This window comes from Pediococcus sp. M21F004 (assembly GCF_051122535.1).
Classification (GTDB): domain Bacteria; phylum Bacillota; class Bacilli; order Lactobacillales; family Lactobacillaceae; genus Pediococcus; species Pediococcus inopinatus.
This window is the reverse complement of record NZ_CP177314.1, coordinates 1,280,774-1,304,245: the sequence shown is the minus strand read 5'-3', so window position 1 is coordinate 1,304,245 and position 23,472 is coordinate 1,280,774. Positions and strand designations below refer to the sequence as shown.

The following is a 23,472-nucleotide window of genomic DNA, read 5'->3' as shown; positions in this document are numbered from 1 at the left end:
TGAAAACGCATGGATTTCAAAAGAATTGAATTGATTTTTTTAGCAGCGTTTGCGGCATTAGATATCTTTTTGGTTGTCTCCTTTCTCCAGAATAATTCAGATGTTCATTCAACAGCAACAGGCACGAGTCATAATGCAACAATTTTGAAAGAAATGCGCGATGATTCGATTACCTTTAAGAAACCATCTAATAAAAAGGGTCAGGGGTATTACATTTCAACCCAAACGTCTGGTACCAAAAAAGTTAAAACCAAGATGAACAAACTGGCTGGTCAATCTGCAAAAATGGTAAGCGGAGAAATTATTAGTACATTTAATACGCCCATTAGCCTAAATACGAAACACCCAGATAAAACTTTGGATAAGGTTGTGAAAGATAGTGTCCAGATTGTAAATGGCAAACATTATCAATACGATGCGGCTACTTCATCAGATACTCAGATTATCTATACGCAAGAAGTATCTGGTCAACGCATTTTTTCCAAGTCGGGGCAAATTCGATTTAAAGTTAATGATGCTCATCAAGTTGTTGGGTATACACAAGGCTATTTAACAAATGCGCAACCACTTCGAGAAAAGCAGGATACGATAAGTCAGGAACGTGCAATTATTTGGCTTTACCAGTATAATGAGATGCCGAACGATACGGTCATCAAATGGGCCCGTTTAGGATATACGAGACTGTTAAGTATTGAAAAGGGATCGGTTTATGTGCCAACTTGGTATATTGCAATTCATGGTAAAGGTAGCTCAGCACTTCAGTTTTACCGTATTAATGCCTTCACAGGTGTCATTATGAAGTACAATACGCAGGTATCCTCGTCGAGTAGTAGTTCGGCCTCTTCAGCGTCTAGTTCAGAAGATGATAGCAGTTTGTTAAGTCAAGCTGTTTCAAGCTCAAAACAAGCGGTTGAATCTAGTATGGAGACCAGTGTCAAAACGACGACGAACAGGAATAGCTATAGTAGCACCTATAGCAATAGCAGCAGTGTGGGAACAGCAAGCTCAAGCACTGGCGCGACAGCGACTAGTTCCAGTTCAGCAAAGGCTGCTAAATCGGTAAGTAGTTCAACTTCATCTGAAGTTCAGTAGATACTTAATTTAAGTTCAATCTAGTTTTTTATAAGAGGAGTAAAGTAATTCATGAGTGAAGATGACATGAAGATTAGTATTTTGGCAAGCGGTAGTACAGGTAATGTGACTTATATTGAAACCCCACAGCATAAGATGCTGGTAGATGCGGGCTTAAGTGGTAAGAAAATTGAAGGTCTTATGAACAGCATTGGACGAGATCTTTCTGATGTTGATGCCTTATTTCTAACTCATGAGCATACTGATCATATTAAGGGCGCCGGGGTCTTGGCACGACGGTATAACCTTGATATTTACGCAAACCAAGGAACTTGGAATGCAATTACGCCCAAGATTGGTCCGATTCCAGAAGCGCAAAAAAATGTTTTTGAGGTTGGCAAAACGAAATCGTTTGGCGATCTCGATGTAGAGAGTTTTGCAGTTTCACACGATGCTGCTGAACCTCAGTTTTATGAATTCCATCATAATGGTAAAACATTTGTGATTTTAACGGATACCGGTTATGTTTCGGAGCGGGTTGAAGGACAGATTGAAAATGCAGATGCTTACTTATTTGAAGTGAATCATGATGTTGAAATGTTACGAATGGGTGGATATCCTTGGCCTTTAAAACAGCGAATTCTCAGTGATCATGGGCATTTATCTAACGAAGATGGCGCCAATGCTTTAATGGATGTAATGGGATATAATACTAAGAAGATCTTTCTTGGACATCTCAGTTTACATAATAATATGAAGGAGTTAGCTCACTTAACGGTGGCTTCCATGATGAAAAACAAAGACCTAGCAGTGGGGCATGACTTTCAGTTATTAGACACAGACCATACAAGTGCGTCTAAATTGACCGTAATTTAATAAAAAATATTAAAATCGTTCATATTTTCATCACAATTTATTGATACTATGAAAACAGTTACAATAATTAAACAAAGGGGGATGGCGCGATCATTTGATCGCATATAACTATGTTTAAAAATAAAAATTTATGGACAGTTATCATTACAGCATTAGTTGCTGGTTTAATTGGTGGAGGAATTGCATTTGGGGCGGCTAATTACATGAGTAATCGGCAGGCCGAATCGGAAACGGCGGTTCCAAGTGGTTCCAACAGCACCGGTTCGACAAAAACCAGTAATGTGAAGGTCAATGTTAGTAGCCAATCCGAAAAAGCTTACAGCAGCATTAAAAACGCCGTTGTGACGGTCATTAATTTAAAGAAGGAAAGTTCTACTTCAAGTAATAGTCTTTACGGATCTATCTTTGGAGACTCATCTTCAAGTTCTAATTCCAGTAGTTCAGATTCCAGCAAGTTAGAAACCTACGCTGAAGGTTCTGGTGTCATTTACAAGAAGAGTGGCAATGCGGCCTATGTTGTAACGAATAACCATGTTATTTCAGGTTCTAACGCAGTAGAAATCATCATGAGTAATGGTAAGAAGCTATCTGCGAAAGTGGTTGGAAAAGATACTGTAACTGATTTGGCTGTTTTGAAGATTAATTCTTCATCGGTTTCAACAGTTGCGAGTTTCGGAGATTCAAACAGTATTAAAGTTGGTGAAACAGCCTTAGCAATTGGTTCTCCTCTAGGTTCTGATTATGCAACTTCGTTAACGCAAGGAATTGTTTCTGCTAAGAAGCGAACAGTTGCCACAATGAATGAAGCCGGTCAAGAAACGGGCGAAGCAACTGTTATTCAAACGGATGCAGCCATTAACTCAGGTAATTCAGGTGGTCCGTTGATCAATTTAGCTGGTCAAGTTATCGGAATTAATTCGATGAAACTTTCTAGCAGTAGTTCTTCTGGTACGAGCGTTGAAGGGATGGGATTTGCGATTCCTTCCAATGAAGTTGTGACGATTATTAATCAATTAATTTCTAAAGGTAAAATTGTTAGGCCAGCGATTGGAGCATCCTTGTTGGATTTGACAGATATTACTGCTAGTCAGCAAAAGTCAGTTTTGAAGCTCTCTTCAAAGGTAAACGAAGGGGCTGTAATCTATAAGACATACGCCGGTTCACCAGCACGTAATGCCGGTTTGAAGAAGTACGATGTTATTACTAAGTTGGATGGCACTAAGATTACCAGTGTGGCAACGCTGCGAGATAAGTTATATAAACTCAAAGTCGGCGATTCAGTTAAAATCACATGGTACCAAGGTAACACTCAGAAAACAGGAACAATCAAGCTAACAGAAACAACCAGTGAGTTGAGTTCCGAAGCTAAATAATTTAAATGAGTTAGAAAGGCGTCAAGTTAAGGCTTGGCGTCTTTTTGTGTCTTTACGTTGTTTTTTATTAAATGAAGATAGTGTAGAATTATACACAGGAAATGTATAAGGATTTCTAAAGACTATTAGTTGCCATAAATTTTTGTCAGTTTGCGGAATCACCTTTATTTTTAGGACGAAATGTGATTCCGAATGATTTTAAATATTCTAAAGATTTTATTAAGGTAAAACGGGGATTTATGGAAATAATAACGAACATTACCCCCAAAAAGAATTATGGATCGTTCACCTCAAAAAAAGCTGTGAAAAACATTTGTGGATAATTGTGGATAACTTTGTGCACAACTCAAATGACAATTTTTGATGAAGTCCAAAAACAAGGTGGATTAGGTTGCAAATCGGTTATGAAAGTTATCCACAGGCATGGGCGTAATCTGTGGATTAAATTTGTTTCACAAAAAACAGAACACTATAATCATTGACATGATAGTGTTTCTAGCCTGTGGATACGAACGTGTGTTAGTGTTGGGAACGGTGGATAACTAAATTTTATGTTGACAAGTTGTGTATAGCCTATGTTGTGGTGATCTTAAAATTACCCCTATATATAGGAATCTTATCCACCAGCTTGTGGATAACTTTGTGAATAACTTGTGTAAAGGAGGGTTTTTATGAACATCAAGTTTATTGTGGTTGGAAAACTCAAGGAGAAGTATTTTAAGCAGGGAATCGCGGAATATGCAAAAAGACTGAGCAAATTTTGCAAGTTCAGCATTGTTGAAGTTCCCGATGAGAAGGCTCCGGAATCTCTAAGTGACGCAGAGATGAGTGATGTGAAAGAAAAAGAAGGGGAACGAATCTTAAATAAGATCAAAGAACGTGAGTATGTGTACACTTTGGAGATCTTGGGGAAGGAACGTTCGTCAGAGGAGTTTGCTAAAGAGATCGATAGTTTGGCAACGTACGGTCACTCTGATCTCACATTTGTGATTGGCGGCTCGCTTGGATTGAGTCCTGCCGTCATTAAGCGGGCGAATGCACATATCTCGTTTGGGCGGTTTACGTTACCTCATCAGCTAATGCGGTTGGTGTTGGTTGAGCAGGTTTACCGAGCATTTATGATTAATGCTGGGAGTCCATATCATAAGTGATAAAAGAATCCAAAGGATTAAAAGCATGTGGGTGAATAAATCACTTTTTCTTCCTAGCCTTACTTAGATACATCCGCAGGGTTCCTCGGAATTGTTGCATGGCTAAATACTGTTGACGGGCATGTTCCATTCTTTTGTATCTAACTGGGTTCTTTTTATAAAACTCTTGATGGAAGTTTTCCGCAGGCCAGAATTTAGTTGCAGGCAAAATCTCAGTTACAATCGGTTTTTTATACTTTCCCGATGCACTCAATGCTTGTTTGGAGGCTTCCGCAATTTTTTGTTGTTGGGTGTTTTGCACAAAGATAATTGGCCGATATTCATCACCACGGTCGTTAATTTGACCCATGTTATCAGTAGGGTCAGTAATTTGCCAATAAAGCTCTACTAAATCTGCATACTTAACAATTTGGTTATTAAAAACAATTTCAACGGCCTCCACGTGACCAGTTTGTTGACTGGTTACTTGATCATAAGTCGGTTTGTCCACGTGGCCACCGATATAGCCAGATAATACAGAAATGATTCCTGGTCGCGTTTCAAAGGGTTCGACCATACACCAAAAACAACCGCCAGCAAATACTGCGCGTTCGTAGTGGGGATCGTCTAAATTTTGGTGCTTTATCACGTTAAAGTGAGTAGCTTTTTCTGGTGAATCCGTAATTCTTGAATAAAAATCTGCTACATCGGGCGTCAAATTATCACGCCAAGCCAAAGGACGCAAGGCGACTTCAAGGTGCTCAAGTTCTGGGGTAAACGGCGCGCCAGTTTCGACGGCGTTTTTCATTGCGAGTAATTGGGTCCGTTCCCAGTCTCTGGTTGCTGGATTTAAAATTAAGTTATAAATATCGCTCAGAGTCGTCTGTTCATCGAGTTTCACTTTGTCTCCCCCCCTTTCGACTTTTCAAGAGCATTATGCAGGAAACGGACAAGAATTGCACCTGTTATGAACTACGATATCCTCAAGGAGGCTGAGTGAGGCTTATTTAAGAGCTTTAACTCATCTTGCGATATAATGTACAACAAAGACATTTTTGAAAGTAAGGAGAATATATGATATCTATTACGATTATGCTGATCATTTTTATCGCTTTGGCGGTAGTTTGGTATGTCATTCAGAAGCGCACTAATGTAATTAAGAAGCAGTTTACGCTTGAACAGATCAGCGATGTGATGGCTAAAGATGAAAGTATCGTCAAAACAATTAAACAGGCTCGCGTTTTTCAAGGAATTTCATTTCTTGCAGTTTTACTTATTCTCTGGACGATATTTGAAAATTACCCAACGCGATACTATTTAGTTTTGTTGGTTGTATTGCAATTGATGACTACTGCCCGCCAGTATTTCTTGTATCTGGCTTGGCAACGGTGTGCGTTTTTGATTAACAAAAACACATAAAATGGAATAAGATGGTTCAAAACAAGCGCAATTAACTAAATTTCAAGGGATGCATCTTGAAATTGTTAATTACGCTTGTTTGTTCTGTAGATATTTTCTCTTATTTAGATACTTGTTGAATTAATTATGAAGTAAATCATCAAAGTTTACGGAGTAGCTCGAAAATACGGTCACGAGCATGACGGTCCTGAAACTTATAAAGGTTTTGTGAAACGTTTTTAGCATATTTATCGTCTAATCGATTATTTTTTACTTTCACTTGAAGTTCAGAAATGAGCTCCTCTTCAGTTGTGATGATTGGTCCAGGAAGGATTTTCTCAGATTGATCGCTAAGTGCCCCATTTGCTGGCAGACCGTCAAACTGGTAGTACAAAACTGCACGGTTTAGGAGTGCAAAATCCAGGCCAACACTTGAGAAATCCGTAATTAGGATGCCATGAGATTTCAAAATGTTTTGAACGGTTTGTTGACCTTCATGCAAGATATTAACTTCATTAGAGTGGAACAGATGAGCAAATTTTTGGAAGTTTGTGTGCAAATAGAAATCAATGGTAAGATGTTGGGATTGTTTAATGGTTAATAATCGTTTGGAGGTTATTAAACTATTGAGTTCTTTGAAATAGTCCGTCTTTACAAACTCATCATCTGAAAGGTTGACTAACTCTTCTCGCCACGTTGGCATCAAAAGTACCCGTTTACGTTTTAAAAAGGAAGTTAGCCGATTGTTATGCTTCAACAATAGGTCAAAGCGGGCAAATCCGGTAATGGCAACATCTTTAGCATCATAGCCTAATTTATCAATGACTAATTGCTTTTCGCGTTCTGAGCTCACAATGAATTTATTGGTAAAATCAGGCTGAGCATCTTTTCCATACAGATGATCAATGTTACGGACTGCAGTTATGCCGTGTTGTAAAAACACCTTATGAATAGTCTTCTTCTTTTCGATAAAATAATTATTTCGAAAGGGCATGGCGTAGTCTGAAGAATGGGTATGACACAGGATATCCGTTTGCATAAAGATTTTTACGTGTTCGGGCGTGTTATAAAAAACGACGTGATCCATATATTTTTTTAAATTGGCAAGATCTGGTGAGTCTTTGGTAACGACGAAATATGGATCAAATTCAGATGATTTTTTGTGCATCAAATAGCTGAAAAGAACGAAGCCGTTGTCTTGAGCTTTTTGTGGATATTCGCTGATTAACACAGTTCTTGAATGGAAGACTGGTTTTTCTTTATGATCATTTTTCTTGAATTCTAGATAAGTTTGGTAGGTATCCTTAGGAACAAACGCAATTCGGTGGGAAAGCTTATTATATTTTTGGGTACCATACCAATCCAAATAAAGTAAAAGATTGTTTGTGTAAGGGACCACACAATCCTTGGCACAATTCGCATTATAGTCAACGCGAAATGAACGTGGACGAACTTCCATTGTGGCAAAATGAAGTTGAAAACGAAGATCAAAGAATTGCCAATTATAGCCATTTAAATTGATATTTGGCGCAATTTTTTGTAATTGCTTGGCTGGTTGATAACTAATTTGAATGTGATTAATGAACGTATTGTTGTCAACTTGGTCACTTGAACTGGGAATAAAATCAGTCAGTGTGAACGATTTTTCCAGCTGGCGGTGCGTGACCTTGAAGTCGAGGGCCTTTAATGGGAAAAATCGAGTGTAAATATCCAAATTTAAGGATACTGTATCATTATTAACATTGATAGTATGTACGTTATTTTTTAGGTAGTACGCCCGAGCACTCGGTAGAAGATTACACATAAAACGGAGAGTATCATCTAAAGATACATATAAAGATAGAGGAATACCACCGATTGTTGTTTGAGTGACTTGATCATTTCTAAGTTGTTTTAATTGGCTATGTGCTAAATTAACCTCTTGGTGGTCGCCAAAAATGATGTAGGCACGATCATTTTTAGTCGTATCAAGTAAGGCAATAACTTTTTCAGCAGATATTTGATAGTGCCCTTCGCTGACCAGTGTGAAAGAAGTTTCTTCGTGCGTTTTTTTATTCCAAATACGTAGATTTTGAAGATCTTTTTGAGAAATAATGTGAAAAATGTTCTTTTCTAAGTAAATTTCGATTTGATCCATAAAAGCCTCACTCTGTTTTAGACTGATAATTTAATCTGTTTTGGTACGCAATACGCGCACTGATTATTATGAGTATTCCTAAGTAATTATACACTATGCCATATTATGGACGGTGTAAAAATGGAGAAAGTTGATCACTTGAGTTTATTACTTCCGCATAAATAATGACATATTAAAAAATAAGCCTGTAATATGGCCTTTGAGGCAAATATCACAGGTTTATTTTTTTGAAGAGTTATTGTTCGTCTTAGTTTTTAGCCCGTGAATTTTATGAACGGGTGGCTAGTCAATGCGTTCAATTTTACCAACCGCAATTGGTAACGTCACATGCGCGTTAAAATCACCAACCATGCCGGCAACAGTGTCGGGCAGATCGAGGTTTTCGGGTACACCATGAATATAGATGACACGTTTATCTAATTGGAGTTCTTTACTACCAAACGCTTTTTCAAAATTGGCTTGTAGTTTAGACAATGGGACAACCTTAGTATAGGCAAAGTGGCCCTCAGCATTCGCCACTGGATAGCGATCGTGGGGGATATCCATGTTCTCAGGAGCATCGTCAAACGGGACCATTGTTGTTCCAGATACTGATTCAGTTTCCATTAAATCGACAAACCCATCGTGGTTAGCATCTTGGGCAATCGTTGCGATTTCAGCAGATTTACCATTCGGAAAGCCATGAAAATGTTCCCAATGTTCTGTATTTGCGGGGGTATCAAACATTTCAATAGTAATGGTTAGTTTATCGTTATCTTCAACAAAAGTGGCAGTACCATGAGCGCTAGTACCGATTTTGCTGTCATTCAGTGGGACAATATTTGCTTTGTATTTAGTCATGATTAAAATTCCTCCTCTGTTTTTATAAACTTAGTATATAATCAGAGTTAAGATAATAAATTGATATATGTCAATTTTAGGAGGAACAAACTTATGGCTGATCATTCTGCGTTTGAATGTGTTCAATCGGCACCAATTTTTGTTGGGCTGGATGATGATACAATCAAAAAATTAACAACGATTTCAACGCATCAAGAGCGATTTGCTGCCGGAACGACACTTTATTCGGCCGGGTCGGATGTGGATCGGTTGCTGGTCGTTGATCGCGGGCGCATCAAGATTTATCGATTGGATGAAGACGGCCAAGAACAAATTCTATATTTCTTGGATGAACATGCGGTTGATAGTGAAGCTGCCTTATTCACGAATGCAACTCACCAAAACTTTGCTGAAACGGTGGAAGATTCGCTGGTTTGTTCAATTCGTAAGTCGGACTTTCAGAATTTATTAGAGAAAACACCGACGTTGGCAGTTAGTATCATTAATGCGTTTGGGAATCGTTTAACGGATTTAGAAAATCGCAGTGCACGATACGGAACGCTCACTGCCCATGATCGTTTGGCAAAATATCTGGAAGATACCGCCGGTCGAATTGGTAGTCGTTATTTTAAACTTCCATTGAGTAAACGAGATCTGGCGAATTGGTTAAGTATTACTCCGGAAACCTTGAGTCGCCAATTTTCTAAACTTAATCAAGAGGGTAAGATTGTGATGGCTGGAAGAATGATTAAGTTAATTTAAACAAAAAATCGGATCTATCAATTATTGATAGGCCCAATTTGATGATTATTTTACAAAGGCAGTGCGAAAATCCAGGGCACCACTAAACTTGTTGTAAACAACCCCATGCAAATCTGAATTGACTAACATACGGGAACGACTCTCATATAAAGGTGTGACAGCCTGGTCATTTGTGGCCGTTTTAGCAGCTTTAACAAGATCTTGGTAGCGAGCGGAGTCATTCATGGCATCCTTGCCATCTGCGGCATTCATGGCCGCATCATAGGTGCCACTTTGATAATGGCCCATATTAGAATTGCTGTCTGAAGTTAAAATGGTAAGTGCTTGGGTAGGATCCGCAAAATCCATGCCCCAGCTAGTTAAATTAAGTTGAAAATCTCCTTGAGAAACTTTAGTTAACATTGAAGGAAATGGCATTGTACGAATATTTACTTTCAATCCCTTAAATTGATTCATCAATTGCCCCTGGATGAAGTCAGCCGTATGTTGACTTGTATCATCATTTGCACAAGTAATGGTTAAGGTTAATTGTTTTTTGCCCAACTGCTTTTGTGCGGTTTGGTAGAGCGTTTTAGCTTTAGCGATATTGTAATCCATCGTCTTGGGCGTATGCGCATCATCGACAAAATCTTTGCCGGTTTGGGGATTTTTCAACATATTACGAACCCCAAACGTTTTAACGGCTGTAGAACCATTTTCAAGGATCTTAGTTGCTAATTGCTGACGATTAATTGCCAAAGAAATAGCAGTTCGTAAATCTTTATTTGAGGCTGTTTTATCTTTTTCGTTGTATTGAATAAAACCAACGCGGCCTGATGACAATGTTTTTAGCTCAGGATTGTTTTTATTTTGCGTATTTTGTTCACCAGCCAAAGTGACCATATCAAGTTTATGAGACTGATACAAATTGTAAGCAGTCGATGATTCTTTGATAACTTGATAATTGATTTCTTTGAGATTTACAATTTTGTGATCGCGATAAGTGGGGTTCTTAGTTAGTTTCCAATTATCGTTGGTTCCGTTCCAACCTTTTAAAACAAATGGTCCATTGTAAACTGTTTTTTTAGCAGATGTTCCGTACTTGTTTCCGTATTTTTCGACGGCTTTTTGACTGATCGGATAAAAGGTTGTTCCGGCTAATAGCTTTTTGAAATAGGGAACAGGTTTGCTGAGGGTGATTTTTAACTGATACTTGTTAGTCGCCTTAACCCCTAAAGTACTGGGGGCTTTTTTGCCAATCATGATCGCATTGGCATTCTTGATGCTGGCAAACAGGTAGGTAAATTCAGACTTGGTTTTGGGGTTTAACGTGCGCTCCCATGAATAAACAAAATCGTGCGCAGTGACTTTTTGGCCATCGCTCCAGCGACCGTTATGGCGTAAGTTAATTGTATAAATTTTGCCGTTTTTAGAAATAGTTGTTTTAGTAGCTAATGCATTAACCGGCTTGCTGTCCTTGTTTAGGCGATACAGCCCTTCATCAACTTGGCCTAACTGAGAACTGGAAACAGCATCGGTTATTTTCGATGCATCGAGACTGGTTAAATTAGTTGCTTCGTATAAATTGATTTTTTGTGCTGGTGCTGCATCGGCTTGTTTTGAATTAGCGTGAATTCCGAAACTAACACCGCCGATAAGAATGATACCGGCAATTAATAAAGCCTTTTTGTTTGTAAAGATTCTCATGATTTATTTCCTCCAAATAAGTTGCATAATTTGTCTTGAAATTGATCAATGAGCCTTGCCATCGTTGTCCTACCATGTGTTTCACCCCGTTTATAGAAATCAAAAAACCGTCCTTAACAACTAATGTGTTAAGGACGGTTTCCCGCGGTGCCACCTCAATTGGGTCCATTTTAGGTTCGCGAAAAACCTAAATATGCACCCCTACTTTATAGAGAACTAACATTCTCCTGACAACTTACGTATGTCGCACGTCTTTCCGTACTCTCGAAATTTCGGAAAAGCCCTCGGTGGTCCATTTAATTACTTGCGTTCGGCCATATTCTCAGCAACGATGGCTCTCTTTGCGTGCACAGTAATCTTGATCTCCACCTCATCGGTTTTTAAGGACGATTTATGTTGCCACAAGCATACAACTGGTCAACAAGAATTGTCAACCAAGAATTTTAAAAATTATTTTTGAAAAAATTCAAGATATGCGTAACGCAGGTAAATTATCTAAGCAAATGCGGTAAAAATGTTTATAATTTAAATTAAGAATAGATTTAACAGGAGGGAAAATATGAAGCACATCGTTGCAGGTATCATCGCCCATGTCGATGCCGGTAAAACTACGTTATCAGAGTCATTGCTATACCGGGCTGGTGAGTTGCGAAAGCTTGGTCGCGTTGATAATGGGGATGCCTTTCTTGATTCAGATGATCTCGAAAAAAAGCATGGTATCACCATTTTTTCGCATCAAGCAAATCTTCACTATCATAACCTTGATCTCACATTGCTAGATACACCCGGGCATGTGGATTTCGCCTCACAAACGGAAGCAGTTTTAAGTGTGTTGGATTATGCCATTCTAGTAATTTCTGCAACTGACGGGATTCAAGGCCATACGCGCACACTTTGGCGATTATTGGAACGCTATCACGTACCGACTTTTGTTTTTGTGAATAAAATGGATATGGACAGGGCGGATAAGCAACAAGTCCTGGATCAATTACAAACAGTTTTTTCTCAGGGATGTATTGATTTTAGTACAGGCAAGACTGAGCTTTCAGATGACGCCAATGAAGAGATTGCCATGCGTAATGACACAGTCCTTGAAAGCTTTTTAGATATCGGAAATCTCGATGAAGATACAGTGCAGCAAATGATCAAACGCCGTGAAGTTTTTCCTTGTTATTTTGGGGCAGCACTTAAAGTTGCCGGCATTGATCCTTTTCTTGATGGGATTGAACGATGGACCAGTGAAACTGAAGTTAAACCGGATTTTGCGGCTCGAGTCTTTAAAATTTCTCATGATGAAAAGGGCGAACGACTTACTTGGGTTCGTGTAACCGGTGGTACGTTGGCTACAAAGGCGATTTTATTAGAAGATCAAAAAGCAAATCAATTACGAGTCTATGATGGCGCTAAATTTACGGTGCAGCAGAACATTACAGACGGCGGTGTGTGTGCCATCACCGGGTTAACGGGAACCTATCCTGGACAAGGACTTGGCGATGAGGCAGATGGCGCGACCCCATCGATTCAGCCGGTTTTAAATTATGCGCTCGATCCAAAAGGTCAAGATATTCATGTGTGTTTAACGGCCCTTCGGCAACTGGAAGATGAGGATCCACAATTGCACGTTTCGTGGTCAAGCCACCTTCAAGAAATTCGCGTTCAAATCATGGGTGAAATCCAGTTGGAGATTTTGCAGCAGATTCTCCTGGAACAATTTAACTTAGACGTCGGTTTTGGTGAAGGCAGTATTTTGTACAAGGAAACAATCACACAGCCTGTCGAGGGTGTGGGCCATTTTGAACCTCTGCGCCATTATTCAGAAGTCCATCTGTTACTTCAACCAGCACCAAAGGGAAGTAGCCTAACTTTTGACACGCAATGTGCCCTCGATGTACTCGGAAAAAACTGGCAACATCAAGTGTTAACTAATCTACGTTCAAAAGAACATCTTGGGGTCCTAGTTGGGGCACCAATTACAGATATGCAGATTACCCTCGTCGGTGGCAAAGCTAGTAATGTCCATTCAGTCGGCGGTGACTTTCGAGAAGCAACTTGGCGAGCAGTGAGACAAGGATTGATGATGTTAAAGGAACGTGGTGGCTGTCAATTATTGGAGCCGTGGTACCAGTTTCGATTAGAGGTTGGCCAAGATCAAGTTGGTCGGGCCATGAACGATATTCAAAAGATGAGTGGCAGTTTTGATACACCAGAAATGACTTCTAATGACGATGGGGCGCTAACAACGCTGACGGGAGTTGCTCCCGTTTCAGAGATGCAAGATTATGCGCAAGAAGTGCGTGCTTATACGCATGGTAAAGGACAGCTGGAATGTGTGATTGGTGGGTATCAGGCCTGTCATAATGCCGATGAGGTTATTGAAAAACTGAAGTACAATCCAACTTCAGATCTAGAAAATACGCCGGATTCTGTTTTCTGTGCACATGGGGCGGGCTATCCAGTTTCTTGGGATGAGGTGCCTCGCATGGCCCATGTTGAATATACGTATTCGTTAGATACTTTAAAAAATAAATGATTAATACAAAACATTGAGGTTAGTATGGAAAAATTAGACTTCGAATTTAAAGCCAACCCTAAAAATGCTGTTGCAATGGCAAAGTATATGAAAAATCGTTTTTCTTTCTTAGGATTGAAGACGCCTGAACGAAAAGAACAGAGCCAACCCCTTTTTGAGGCAAGCAAAGTACTTGATATGATGACGCTCCGCCAGTGGATTAGTAACCTTTATGCGAGAGAGTATCGCGAGTATCAGTATGTTGCCATTGATTTGGCAGATAAGAACCTTAAAAAATTTAAGTTTGAAGATATGGTTTTCCTCAGTCAATTTGTCGCACAGAAAAGTTGGTGGGATAGTGTAGATTCTCTACGAGCAGTTTTCGGCAGATACATTAAACGTCACCCGGACGAAAAAACGGCAGTTTTTGAGTTGTTCTACCAAAGTTCTAACATGTGGGAGCGACGTGTTTCCTTGAACCTTCAATTGATGGAGAAGCAATATACGGATCAAAAAATGTTAACTGATGCGATTTTATTTGATCGAGCAACTGATGAATTTTTCATTCAAAAGGCAATTGGATGGGCGCTTCGCCAGTATAGTAAAACAGATCCAGCGTGGGTAATTGAGTTTTTGAATAGCTATCAATTGAGCAACCTAGCTATCAGAGAAGCATCAAAGTACATTTAGATAAATTGATTCAAAAATAGGCATCCCCAATTAAGGGGATGCCTATTAAAAATGTTATTCAATTTCTTCGCTAGTTGTTTCTTGTGCTGCTTTAGCTTTATCAGTTGCTGATTGCATCTTACCTAACACAGCGCGAGCGATTGGGCCTACGATGAGTAATTGGAGTGGTAAAGCAACGATGAAGTTAAAACCCCAAGCGTGAATATAACTTGCTAAACTTACGTTGTGGGACATGATGATTCCAAAAAGTGACATGCAAGTTACCATACCGAGAACCATCATTACTGAAATGGTAATTCCGATAAGGACAACATTTTTCTTCATATAGTCGTTGATAATGTATTTAAATGCAAGCTTCTTAGCAATTGGTCCAACGAGTAACAAGTCCAAAATAATGGCAACGAGCAACCCACCGGGATAATCTGAAAGAGAATTCATCATGAATCCCTTAGTAAATCCTTGAACTAACATCACGTTATAGCAAACCATCACAAAGACCATTAAACCGGCCATGATAGCAGTGAAAACAACTTCTTCTTTTAAATTTCTTGGCATTAATTTTCTCCTTTATTTTTGAGCAACATTAGTTAGTATACCGGGAATGGCAAGGTGTTCGTAAGTTACGTTTGTGTGACAATTTTGTAAGGGCTTGAGAAATTGACGTGATTAAAATAAGTTTACATAGAAACTATGGTAACTAATTATATGGAAGGATTTTTAAAAACGAGCACCAAGTTTATGTGATAAGCTTTTGAATAGTTAGCAATAAGGCGGGGGGTCATCATGAAAATTAGAATAATTGGTCCAGTTGGCAGTGGGAAAACCCAACTTGCCAAAAAATTAGGTTTAAAATATGGGATTTCTGTCACGTCCTTAGATGATCTCAATTGGCGACGAAAACCAACAGGAGATATTCATCGAACACCGGAAGAGCGGGAAATATTAATAAATAAGATTCTGAAACAAACTGATTGGATCGTTGAGGGTGTTCAGTATCGTTATGGACAAGAAACATTCACAGATGCGGATATTATCTATTTTAAAGATATTTCTCATTTGCGGAACTTGTATTATTTGACAAAACGCTATTTGAAAAATCATCTCGCCAAGAATACCAATCAATATAGCCGTTTGAGCCCCTATTTAAAGTGGGAACGTAGCTTTCGAAACAACGAACGAGCCGAAATTTGGGCGTTATTACGTCGTTATGCAAATAAGGTGGTTATTTTAAAAAAATAGAACTATTTTTTCATAATTAAGTTAGTTATAGTGTGATTTTTTGCCCAAATTTTTAAAGCGGCCAACACATTCAGGAGTACAATAAATCTAACGCAACTATCTTACATAAAAGGGAGAATAATTTTATGAAAATTAAAGAAGGCTACATGCCATTTCACGGCTATAAAACTTATTACAGAATCGTTGGTGAACCAAGTAAGGACAAGGCCCCATTGCTATTAATTCATGGTGGTCCTGGTTCTTCGCATAATTACTTTGAATTATTGGATGACTACGCCAAAACTGGTCGTCAGTTAATTATGTATGACCAAGTTGGTTGTGGAAAATCCTCTCTTCCAGAAGATGAAGGGGTCTATGTTAAAGAGACCTGGGCCGAAGAACTTGTTGCTTTACGTAAGTACTTGCATTTGGATGAAATCCACATGCTTGGCCAATCGTGGGGCGGAATGCTCGAAATGTTTTATTTAACGCAATACGATCAAAAAGGAATTAAGAGTGTCATGATTGATGGCTCACCAGCCTCGATCAAACTATGGACTAAAGAACAACACCGTTTGATTTCATATTTAAGTTATGAAGATCGCGCGGCCATTGCAGAAGCAGAACGGACAGGCAACTTTACGGGCCCTAAATATTTAGCAGCTAATGATCGTTATATGGAACGGTATTGTTGGGATGATCCTGATGAAAATTCGCCAGAACCTTTACGTCGTGAAACTAACGGGAAACGCGCTAGTTTGATTGCGGAAGGACCTAATGAATTCACTGAAAATGGGACTATAAGTGATTTTGAAGTAACTGATGACCTTAAAAAGATTCACGTACCAGTTTTAGTTACCAACGGGACGGATGATTTATGTACCCCATTAATTGCTAAATCCGTTTATGATCACATTCCTGGCGCAAAGTGGCATTTATTTGCCAACAGCCATCATTTGGCACTTTTGGATCAACATGATGAGTTTATTGATGTCCTTGATCATTGGCTGGCAGAAAACGACTAAGCTAACTGGAGGTTTATGATGGCCGATATTTATGATGATGCAGTTTTTTTCGAAAAATACAGTGAGATGAATCGGAGTAAAAATGGTTTAGCAGGTGCCGGTGAGTAGCCCACATTAAAAAAGCTATTGCCGGATTTTCAAGACAAAACGGTTTTAGACTTAGGCTGCGGTTACGGTTGGCATTGTATTTATGCGGCTGAACACGGGGCTAAGGCTGTGACTGGGGTTGATTTATCTGAAAAAATGTTAGAAGTGGCACGGCAGAAGACCACTGCTTCGAATGTGACCTATCAACTGGCTGATATTTCTAAGGTTGAATTTCCTGAAAATACTTTTGATGTTGTGATGAGTTCACTGGCATTTCACTATTTGGAATCATTTACGGATATCGTGCAGGCAGTCCAGAAGTATCTCAAACCAAAGGGTAGATTCGTTTTTTCTGTTGAACATCCGATCTTTACAGCTGAGGGTAATCAAGATTGGATTTATGATGAAAATGGAAAAATTAAATATTTTCCCGTTGATCATTATTTTGAAGAAGGCAAGCGGACTGCTAGCTTTTTAGGAACGCCCGTAACGAAATATCATCATACATTGACGACTTATATTGAAGGTTTAGTAAATAATGGGTTTACGATTGATCATGTCCAAGAACCGATGCCTCCGAAAAATATGATGGATCTACCAGGAATGAAAGACGAAATGCGGCGCCCAATGATGCTGATTATTGCGGCAACTAAAAAATAAAATTTAAAACATAAAAAATCCGTTTAAGCAACGTATCAAAATCAACTTTGTCCTGGCAAAGTTTTACCATTGCCATCTTGATTTTTTGTTTGGTTCGTAAAGTTCGTTCATCTGTTTTTTCATATTGGCCACCTATGTTATTTTCTATTTTAAATGCATGTTTTTTTACTCGCAAGATATTGGTCTTAACCCTATGGTATAGTTATTCATGGACGAAATAATAAACTTTATATATTTGTTAAAACTCCATCAATTTTAGATAGTTTAGCTTGTGTTTTAAATTGTATTTTAGAGAGGATATTTATTAATGGAACTTTATAGAACAAATAAGCAAGAGATGGAAAAGATCGAGGGAAGTAATTTCGAATTAGAGCGTGGTTTACAAGATTTAGTTGAGAATAATCTCAAGCTAACCTTAGGAATTGATTTTGTCGCCAGCGAGTTTGCTGTTGGAAAGTATCGTTTGGACACAATTGCTTATGATCAGGATACAAATGCTTTTGTTATTATTGAATATAAGAAATCTTCAAAATATAGTGTGATTGATCAAGGGTTCGCCTACCTGAATACTTTGTTAAATCATAAAGCTGATTTTGCATTAGGTTACAATGAGCACTTTCAAGCGCAAAGAAAAGTCGAATATTTTGATTGGACACAGGTGAAGGTTATTTTCATTGCCGGTAGTTTTACCTCATATCAGTTAGATGCTATTAATAATCCAGACTTACCGATTGAATTGTTTGAAGCACAAAAGTATAAGAACAATTATGTGACTTTAAATCAGATCGCAAAACCTAGTAATTTTGCACGTTTTTCACACAGTACAGAAAAAAAGAATACGGGCAAGAATATTTCTGATAAAGGTGTAAACATCGATAGTGCGTCTGAATTAGTAGCGCCAACCGAAGAGAATTTATTGTTAGCAAGTTCTGAAACAATTCAAGATCTCTATCAAAAAATGAAGGATACTTTGTTAGAGTGGGATCCGTCTTTTGAAATTAAACCAACAAAGGTATATATCGGTTTCCGATTGCATCATCATAATGTTATTGATTTTCTTCCCCAACAACGGGCAATGAAGATATGGATTAATTTGTCAAAGGGAGAATTGAATGATTCCAAGGGTTTGTTTAGAGATGTCAGTCAAACTGGTCATTGGGGCAATGGAGACTATGAGATTAAGTTAAAAAATGATGATCAATTAGAATATGTTCTAAGTTTAATGAAACAAGGGTGGCAGATTAGTAAAGCATCTTTAACAAAATCAAATAATATTTAAAAGCATTAAAATAATCAGAAAGTAAGGATATGTTGAAACTCTTAGTGAGGGACAATGCATGAAAAAAAGAACAAAAATTTTATTTACCGCGATAATTGCCGTAATAGTTTTATTAGCTGGTAGCTGGCTATACTTACGCGCGCAAATATACCAACCAAGTAAACCAGCAGATAAAATTGCTCAACAAGCAACGACCACCAAGCCAGAACTATATTTTAAAAGTGGACTCACAACAAATCCGCTGGTGATTTTTTATCCGGGGGCTTTGGTCGAACCGGCTAGCTATAGTATTTGGGCCAAGCAAGTAGCCGACGCTGGGTATCCAGTTTATATTGTGCGGTTTCCAATGGACTTAGCTGTGCTAGCGCCAAATAAAGCAAATCATGTTCTGGAAAATTCAAAGCGGAACTATGTAATTGGTGGCCATTCACTGGGTGGTGTAATGGCTAGTCGTTATGCCAAAACGCATCAGCAACGGTTGAAGGGTGTTTTCTTTTTGGCAAGTTATCCAGACAAGAAAGGTAGTTTGAAATCAACAAAGCTACCAGTTTTATCAATTACAGCTAGTCGCGATGGTGTTTTGAATCACTCCGCATATAAAAAAGCTAAGCGTTTATTACCCAAAGAGACAGACTATAAGCAAATTAAGGGTGGTAATCACGCTGGTTTTGGAAGTTACGGTGCTCAAAAAGGCGATAATCCGGCGACCATTAGTAATCAATCGCAACAACGCCAAATAGCTCAGCAGTTAATTCAGTGGCTGCAAGGATTGGACTAGGTTAAAATAGAAAATAAAAGTTTATCCAGGAGAATACAAAATGATTATTAATCCGACAAAAAAAGCATTACCAATTTTCAATAAACTGGTTAGAGTAGCGGATAAAGACCAAGCAAAACGTTTTGCGACGGCAAATCCATTCTTTTCTTGGCATGCAAATTATTATTCGGTGAATCGAAAAAAGATTGTAATTTTGGTTAATGATTTAACATATGCAACGGTGGTTCTCTATAATATAAATGCGAAAAATAAAACTAATTTGGCTCGATTTATTACGGATGGGATTCGCGCAGCGTTTAAGATTGCCGGTATTTCTGATAAAGATATCGATGCGTATTTTGCGATGGCTGGAAAAATTGAGCTTAATGTTGGATTCAACCGCCAAGTAACTGGGGTGATTGTCGATATGATTAAAATGGCAGATGCTGGTCGATTTATTGATTATCGAGAGTTGATTCAGGTAGACTTGATGAATTTGTTAATGCAGACGCCGTATAAACAAAAAGATTATATTGTTGCGAAAGAAGCCGTGAAACGGGCATTTGATAAGGGGCTGTCAATCGCTGAAAATGCGACTGAATTACCGGAAACTACCTATCAAGTAAACAAAACTTGGGCCGATTATCATCAGTGGGATAAGTATGAGGAAAATCCAGCGCTACTTGAAGGCGATGCCGCGGGATATGATCGGGTAGTAGCTGAGGTTCAGGCTAACAACAAGTTATTGCTTGAAGAATTCAAAAACTATTTAACTAACGCACAAGGATTAAGTAAAAAGGTTGTCACGAAGCATGTGAACAACGCGAAATTTTTCGTCAATGAATTTATGGCTTTTTACACGATTAAAACGCCTTTAAAGTCTGCTGATGATGTACTGGAATATTTTTCAGATTGGTTTCCTCGAAAAGCAGCATATTCTGCTGCGGAAATTAAAACTAATGCCGGTTCTATCAAGAAGTTTTTGACGTTTATGGAAGTAACCGGAGAAATTAGCGCAGAGAATGTTAAAAATGCTAAAGAAGATATTAAAGACGGTGTAGAAATGGGAATTGAATACTTGCAGACGATTAACGACATGTCAGCAGGTTGGTAAATCAAACGACAGATCGAAACGGTATGGGCTTATGGCGATCGTTTTGAGTGTTTCACTTTTGAAATTATTCATATAAAACCGACATTGTTTTAACAAATGTTGGTTTTTATTTTTTTACGATTGGTTAGTAGTTATTGTAGTTCATCGTTATTTGGACAATAATGCAGTTGTATAAATAAACAAATTCTGGAGGAATGTAAAAATGAGTCAGGTCTATTTAGCAGCGCAATTGCCAACAAAGACAACCGCCATTTTAAAAGAACATCAATTGAATTACAGTGTTTATGGTGGTGACGGGCTAATTTCACAACAAGAGTTAATGGAAAATGTGGCCGATGCACAATATTTGATCACCGCACTGTCAACCAAAGTAGATAAGGAAATTATTGACCATGCCCCCAAGTTGAAGTTAATTGCTAATTTTGGGGCGGGGTTCAATAATATTGATACTGACTATGCCAAAGAAAAAGGGATTGTGGTGACCAATACACCACTGGTTTCGACAAATTCGGTTGCAGAAGTTACGGTTGGGTTAATGTTAGCTTTGAGTCATCGCGTGGTGGAAGGTGACGCGCAGATGCGCAAAGAAGGCTTTCCAGGATGGGCGCCGCTTTATTTCTTAGGACATGAAATTGCCGGGAAAACTCTGGGAGTTGTTGGCCTAGGAAACATTGGGCAAGAAGTTGCGCGCAAAGCATCCGCCTTGTCGATGAATGTGCAATATTGGCAACCGCATCAAAAATCCGATCCTGAAGAACGCAGTCTGGGCGTAAAATATGTATCATTTGATCAATTAGTGGCAACAAGCGATTTCATCAGCATTAATGCACCACAAACTTCCGCAAATTATCATCAGTTTAACCAAGATGTCTTTCACCAAATGAAAACGGATGCCGCCATTATTAACGTTGGACGGGGACCAATTATTGATGAAGTATCGTTAAGGGATGCCTTGAAGAATAAAGAAATCGGTGGCGCGGCCTTGGATGTTTATGAACATGAACCAAAAGTTACACCAGGTTTCCAAACTATGAAAAATGTGATCTTAACGCCCCACATCGGTAATGCCACAGTTGAAGCTCGGGATGCTATGGGTAAAATTGTGGCCGACAACATTGTTTTAGTGAATGAAGGTCAAAAAGCTAAATACGTTGTTAACCCATAGAGGTAACTGTGTTTTAAACTTAAACTATTTTTAAATGGGACCAGCGATTATTTAGTGCTAAAATAGGTCGTAATTAGGAGTGATTTTTGTGATACTTGAGCGAAGAAATTTTATGAACTTTAATAAATTGGGGACAAACATTAAGCAGCCCAAAGATATGCCGGATATTAAGAACTTGCAGAAACTGGGCAAACTTTATCAATTAGGCGAAGCTGGCGCAAATGAGATTGGGACTAAGCTGGAAAACCTCGATGCTGAATTTCAGGTGAACTACGATCATAACCCAATTCATCATATGGAAGAACGGATGAAAGATGTACAAAGCCTTGCGGAAAAGATGCGGCGTAAGGGTTATGAAATGACGATTGATAATATTGAAATGCATATTTTTGATATTGCGGGAATTGAGTGTTTAAATAATTATGTGTAAATGATTCATTGGGAATTGAAAAAGGGAAGCCTCTCCCTTATGATAGTTAGCGTCTAAACAAATATCACAGGAGGCTTTCCCCATGAATCAGTTTACCAAAGAAATCGTCACAGCACTAGCACAGCATCAAGACCTAGATATCATTTTCAAAGATCAGCTGGAAATAGCCATTAATGAGCTTTTACAAAATGAACTTTCTGCATTCTTAGGTTATGAACCATATGATAGAAATGGCTTCAATTCTGGAAATTCACGTAATGGACACTATATGAGAACCTTTAATACAAAATATGGCGAATTGAATCTTACGATTCCACGTGATCGGAACGGAGAATTTGTTAACCATACTTTACCGGCCTATCAACGTAGAACAGACCAGTTAGAACAAACTGTCATTCAGCTTTATCAAAAGGGAATTACTACTCATGAAATCGCAGATTTGATGGAAAAGATGTATGGTTCCTATTACACGCCACAAACCGTTTCTAATCTGACTAAGGTAGTCAATGAACAGGTTACGGCTTTTAAGAACCGAACTCTATCAGAACGATATGCCGTCATTTATTTGGATGCCACTTATCTCCCCCTACGACGTGATACAGTTGCCAAAGAAGCAGTTCATATTGCAATTGGCATTCAGCCTAATGGGTATAAAGAAATTCTATCTTATAAAATAGCTCCCACAGAGTCTAGTTCAGTTTGGTCTGAAGTGTTGGCAGATTTGAAACATCGTGGGGTTCAACAAACCTTACTGTTTGTCGCTGATGGATTAGTTGGCCTAGAAACCGCGGTTGGTAAATATTATCCAACCGCAGTAATTCAGCAATGTTTAGTTCATGTAAGTCGTAATATTTCGCATCATGTACGCGTTCACGACCGCCAGACTGTGTTAAATGACTTTAAGTTAATTCATAAAGCAGCTAATAAACGAATGGCTGAGCATAGCTTAGCCAACTTTATTGATCGTTGGCGTAAAAGATATCCAAAAATTACGCAAGAGTTATTAAAGAATCAAAAAATACTAGTATGTTTTGATTTTCCACCGGCCATCCGGTCTAGTATTTACAGCACTAATCTTATCGAATCATTTAACAAAAAATTTAAACGACAAACGAAGAAACGAGAACAATTTCCAAACGAAGAATCGTTGGAAAGAACTTTGATGACCGTAATTCTTGATTATAATGATAAGTTTGGTCAACGATCGCATAAAGGGTTCAACTTAGTTCAAGACACTTTAGAATCTATGTTTTAAAGAAAAAGACGAGAGGCTTTTCTATTTACAC

At 38.5% G+C, this 23,472-nt stretch carries 21 protein-coding genes and 1 pseudogene; 17 read left to right on the top strand and 5 right to left on the bottom strand.

Going from position 1 to position 23,472, the window contains the following annotated elements:
* The first annotated feature begins 9 nt into the window (after positions 1 to 9).
* The 4 genes from ACLHK8_RS06720 to rlmH all read left to right on the top strand — a co-directional run bounded on the left by ACLHK8_RS06720 (position 10) and on the right by rlmH (position 4,471).
* Positions 10 to 1,092, top strand: a complete 1,083-nt coding sequence (locus ACLHK8_RS06720; protein ID WP_057773343.1) for a two-component system regulatory protein YycI — start codon at positions 10 to 12, stop codon at positions 1,090 to 1,092.
* Between the two features lie 51 nt (positions 1,093 to 1,143).
* Positions 1,144 to 1,947, top strand: a complete 804-nt coding sequence (locus tag ACLHK8_RS06715) for an MBL fold metallo-hydrolase (protein ID WP_057773341.1) — start codon at positions 1,144 to 1,146, stop codon at positions 1,945 to 1,947.
* 110 nt (positions 1,948 to 2,057) lie between these two features.
* The gene (locus ACLHK8_RS06710; RefSeq protein WP_434520251.1) at positions 2,058 to 3,320 is read left to right on the top strand and encodes a S1C family serine protease; all 1,263 of its coding nucleotides are present in this window, start codon (positions 2,058 to 2,060) and stop codon (positions 3,318 to 3,320) included.
* Positions 3,321 to 3,991: 671 nt separating this feature from the next.
* Positions 3,992 to 4,471: a 23S rRNA (pseudouridine(1915)-N(3))-methyltransferase RlmH gene (rlmH, locus tag ACLHK8_RS06705; RefSeq protein WP_057773337.1), complete on the top strand. Its 480-nt coding sequence runs from the start codon at positions 3,992 to 3,994 to the stop codon at positions 4,469 to 4,471.
* A 40-nt stretch (positions 4,472 to 4,511) separates the two neighbouring features.
* Here rlmH and msrA read toward each other — a convergent pair whose 3' ends face one another.
* The gene (msrA, locus tag ACLHK8_RS06700) at positions 4,512 to 5,351 is read right to left on the bottom strand and encodes a peptide-methionine (S)-S-oxide reductase MsrA (protein WP_057773335.1); all 840 of its coding nucleotides are present in this window, start codon (positions 5,349 to 5,351) and stop codon (positions 4,512 to 4,514) included.
* Between the two features lie 173 nt (positions 5,352 to 5,524).
* Between msrA and ACLHK8_RS06695 the strand changes: the two genes are divergently transcribed.
* Positions 5,525 to 5,869, top strand: a complete 345-nt coding sequence (locus ACLHK8_RS06695; RefSeq protein WP_057773333.1) for a hypothetical protein — start codon at positions 5,525 to 5,527, stop codon at positions 5,867 to 5,869.
* A gap of 139 nt (positions 5,870 to 6,008) precedes the next feature.
* Here the strand turns inward: ACLHK8_RS06695 and ACLHK8_RS06690 are convergent, their stop codons facing one another.
* Together ACLHK8_RS06690 and ACLHK8_RS06685 are read right to left on the bottom strand one after the other, a co-directional pair.
* On the bottom strand, positions 6,009 to 7,985 hold the full coding sequence (locus tag ACLHK8_RS06690; RefSeq protein WP_434520250.1) for a CDP-glycerol glycerophosphotransferase family protein: 1,977 nt from the start codon (positions 7,983 to 7,985) through the stop codon (positions 6,009 to 6,011).
* Positions 7,986 to 8,267: 282 nt separating this feature from the next.
* A complete protein-coding gene (locus ACLHK8_RS06685; RefSeq protein WP_057773329.1) occupies positions 8,268 to 8,825 on the bottom strand; it encodes a hypothetical protein in 558 nt (185 codons plus the stop codon).
* A 93-nt stretch (positions 8,826 to 8,918) separates the two neighbouring features.
* Between ACLHK8_RS06685 and ACLHK8_RS06680 the strand changes: the two genes are divergently transcribed.
* Complete coding sequence (locus ACLHK8_RS06680) at positions 8,919 to 9,566, top strand: Crp/Fnr family transcriptional regulator (RefSeq protein WP_057773326.1); 648 nt, start codon at positions 8,919 to 8,921, stop codon at positions 9,564 to 9,566.
* Between the two features lie 45 nt (positions 9,567 to 9,611).
* Here ACLHK8_RS06680 and ACLHK8_RS06675 read toward each other — a convergent pair whose 3' ends face one another.
* A complete protein-coding gene (locus tag ACLHK8_RS06675) occupies positions 9,612 to 11,252 on the bottom strand; it encodes a peptide ABC transporter substrate-binding protein (protein WP_434520249.1) in 1,641 nt (546 codons plus the stop codon).
* Positions 11,253 to 11,811: 559 nt separating this feature from the next.
* Here ACLHK8_RS06675 and ACLHK8_RS06670 point away from each other — a divergent pair.
* Entirely contained in the window at positions 11,812 to 13,782 is a 1,971-nt protein-coding gene (locus ACLHK8_RS06670) for an elongation factor G (protein ID WP_063696477.1), read from the top strand.
* Positions 13,783 to 13,806: 24 nt separating this feature from the next.
* Positions 13,807 to 14,451 (top strand): DNA alkylation repair protein, encoded by a 645-nt coding sequence (locus tag ACLHK8_RS06665; RefSeq protein ID WP_057773322.1) that lies wholly within the window; start codon positions 13,807 to 13,809, stop codon positions 14,449 to 14,451.
* Between the two features lie 54 nt (positions 14,452 to 14,505).
* Here the strand turns inward: ACLHK8_RS06665 and ACLHK8_RS06660 are convergent, their stop codons facing one another.
* On the bottom strand, positions 14,506 to 15,006 hold the full coding sequence (locus ACLHK8_RS06660; RefSeq protein WP_057773320.1) for a DUF2798 domain-containing protein: 501 nt from the start codon (positions 15,004 to 15,006) through the stop codon (positions 14,506 to 14,508).
* A 228-nt stretch (positions 15,007 to 15,234) separates the two neighbouring features.
* Here ACLHK8_RS06660 and ACLHK8_RS06655 point away from each other — a divergent pair, with 228 nt between their 5' ends.
* From ACLHK8_RS06655 to ACLHK8_RS06615, 9 genes and pseudogenes are all read left to right on the top strand, one after another.
* Positions 15,235 to 15,690, top strand: a complete 456-nt coding sequence (locus ACLHK8_RS06655; RefSeq protein WP_057773318.1) for a hypothetical protein — start codon at positions 15,235 to 15,237, stop codon at positions 15,688 to 15,690.
* Between the two features lie 125 nt (positions 15,691 to 15,815).
* On the top strand, positions 15,816 to 16,694 hold the full coding sequence (pepI, locus tag ACLHK8_RS06650) for a proline iminopeptidase (RefSeq protein ID WP_057773316.1): 879 nt from the start codon (positions 15,816 to 15,818) through the stop codon (positions 16,692 to 16,694).
* A gap of 15 nt (positions 16,695 to 16,709) precedes the next feature.
* A pseudogene (locus tag ACLHK8_RS06645) lies at positions 16,710 to 17,441 on the top strand (class I SAM-dependent methyltransferase).
* A gap of 307 nt (positions 17,442 to 17,748) precedes the next feature.
* On the top strand, positions 17,749 to 18,720 hold the full coding sequence (locus ACLHK8_RS06640) for a DUF5655 domain-containing protein (RefSeq protein ID WP_057773311.1): 972 nt from the start codon (positions 17,749 to 17,751) through the stop codon (positions 18,718 to 18,720).
* Between the two features lie 58 nt (positions 18,721 to 18,778).
* The gene (locus ACLHK8_RS06635) at positions 18,779 to 19,498 is read left to right on the top strand and encodes an alpha/beta hydrolase (protein WP_323714727.1); all 720 of its coding nucleotides are present in this window, start codon (positions 18,779 to 18,781) and stop codon (positions 19,496 to 19,498) included.
* Positions 19,499 to 19,538: 40 nt separating this feature from the next.
* Positions 19,539 to 20,591: a DUF6933 domain-containing protein gene (locus ACLHK8_RS06630; protein ID WP_057773307.1), complete on the top strand. Its 1,053-nt coding sequence runs from the start codon at positions 19,539 to 19,541 to the stop codon at positions 20,589 to 20,591.
* A gap of 202 nt (positions 20,592 to 20,793) precedes the next feature.
* Complete coding sequence (locus tag ACLHK8_RS06625; protein WP_057773306.1) at positions 20,794 to 21,756, top strand: 2-hydroxyacid dehydrogenase family protein; 963 nt, start codon at positions 20,794 to 20,796, stop codon at positions 21,754 to 21,756.
* 112 nt (positions 21,757 to 21,868) lie between these two features.
* Positions 21,869 to 22,186 carry a hypothetical protein gene (locus ACLHK8_RS06620; protein WP_434520248.1) on the top strand — a complete coding sequence of 106 codons (318 nt, stop codon included), beginning with the start codon at positions 21,869 to 21,871 and terminating at the stop codon, positions 22,184 to 22,186.
* Between the two features lie 82 nt (positions 22,187 to 22,268).
* Complete coding sequence (locus ACLHK8_RS06615) at positions 22,269 to 23,441, top strand: IS256 family transposase (protein ID WP_056986907.1); 1,173 nt, start codon at positions 22,269 to 22,271, stop codon at positions 23,439 to 23,441.
* Positions 23,442 to 23,472: the final 31 nt, after the last annotated feature.

Bases quoted from the DNA above. Each gene is read 5' to 3' on its own strand.
- ACLHK8_RS06675 (WP_434520249.1), bottom strand. From the start codon at position 11,252: ATGAGAATCTTTACAAACAAAAAGGCTTTATTAATTGCCGGTATCATT.
- ACLHK8_RS06685 (WP_057773329.1), bottom strand. From the start codon at position 8,825: ATGACTAAATACAAAGCAAATATTGTCCCACTGAATGACAGCAAAATC.
- ACLHK8_RS06615 (WP_056986907.1), top strand. From the start codon at position 22,269: ATGAATCAGTTTACCAAAGAAATCGTCACAGCACTAGCACAGCATCAA.
- ACLHK8_RS06635 (WP_323714727.1), top strand. From the start codon at position 18,779: ATGAAAAAAAGAACAAAAATTTTATTTACCGCGATAATTGCCGTAATA.
- ACLHK8_RS06710 (WP_434520251.1), top strand. From the start codon at position 2,058: ATGTTTAAAAATAAAAATTTATGGACAGTTATCATTACAGCATTAGTT.
- ACLHK8_RS06665 (WP_057773322.1), top strand. From the start codon at position 13,807: ATGGAAAAATTAGACTTCGAATTTAAAGCCAACCCTAAAAATGCTGTT.
- ACLHK8_RS06620 (WP_434520248.1), top strand. From the start codon at position 21,869: ATGAACTTTAATAAATTGGGGACAAACATTAAGCAGCCCAAAGATATG.
- ACLHK8_RS06640 (WP_057773311.1), top strand. From the start codon at position 17,749: ATGGAACTTTATAGAACAAATAAGCAAGAGATGGAAAAGATCGAGGGA.
- ACLHK8_RS06670 (WP_063696477.1), top strand. From the start codon at position 11,812: ATGAAGCACATCGTTGCAGGTATCATCGCCCATGTCGATGCCGGTAAA.
- ACLHK8_RS06660 (WP_057773320.1), bottom strand. From the start codon at position 15,006: ATGCCAAGAAATTTAAAAGAAGAAGTTGTTTTCACTGCTATCATGGCC.
- ACLHK8_RS06630 (WP_057773307.1), top strand. From the start codon at position 19,539: ATGATTATTAATCCGACAAAAAAAGCATTACCAATTTTCAATAAACTG.
- rlmH (WP_057773337.1), top strand. From the start codon at position 3,992: ATGAACATCAAGTTTATTGTGGTTGGAAAACTCAAGGAGAAGTATTTT.
- ACLHK8_RS06625 (WP_057773306.1), top strand. From the start codon at position 20,794: ATGAGTCAGGTCTATTTAGCAGCGCAATTGCCAACAAAGACAACCGCC.
- ACLHK8_RS06655 (WP_057773318.1), top strand. From the start codon at position 15,235: ATGAAAATTAGAATAATTGGTCCAGTTGGCAGTGGGAAAACCCAACTT.
- ACLHK8_RS06720 (WP_057773343.1), top strand. From the start codon at position 10: ATGGATTTCAAAAGAATTGAATTGATTTTTTTAGCAGCGTTTGCGGCA.
- ACLHK8_RS06690 (WP_434520250.1), bottom strand. From the start codon at position 7,985: ATGGATCAAATCGAAATTTACTTAGAAAAGAACATTTTTCACATTATT.
- ACLHK8_RS06715 (WP_057773341.1), top strand. From the start codon at position 1,144: ATGAGTGAAGATGACATGAAGATTAGTATTTTGGCAAGCGGTAGTACA.
- ACLHK8_RS06695 (WP_057773333.1), top strand. From the start codon at position 5,525: ATGATATCTATTACGATTATGCTGATCATTTTTATCGCTTTGGCGGTA.
- pepI (WP_057773316.1), top strand. From the start codon at position 15,816: ATGAAAATTAAAGAAGGCTACATGCCATTTCACGGCTATAAAACTTAT.
- ACLHK8_RS06680 (WP_057773326.1), top strand. From the start codon at position 8,919: ATGGCTGATCATTCTGCGTTTGAATGTGTTCAATCGGCACCAATTTTT.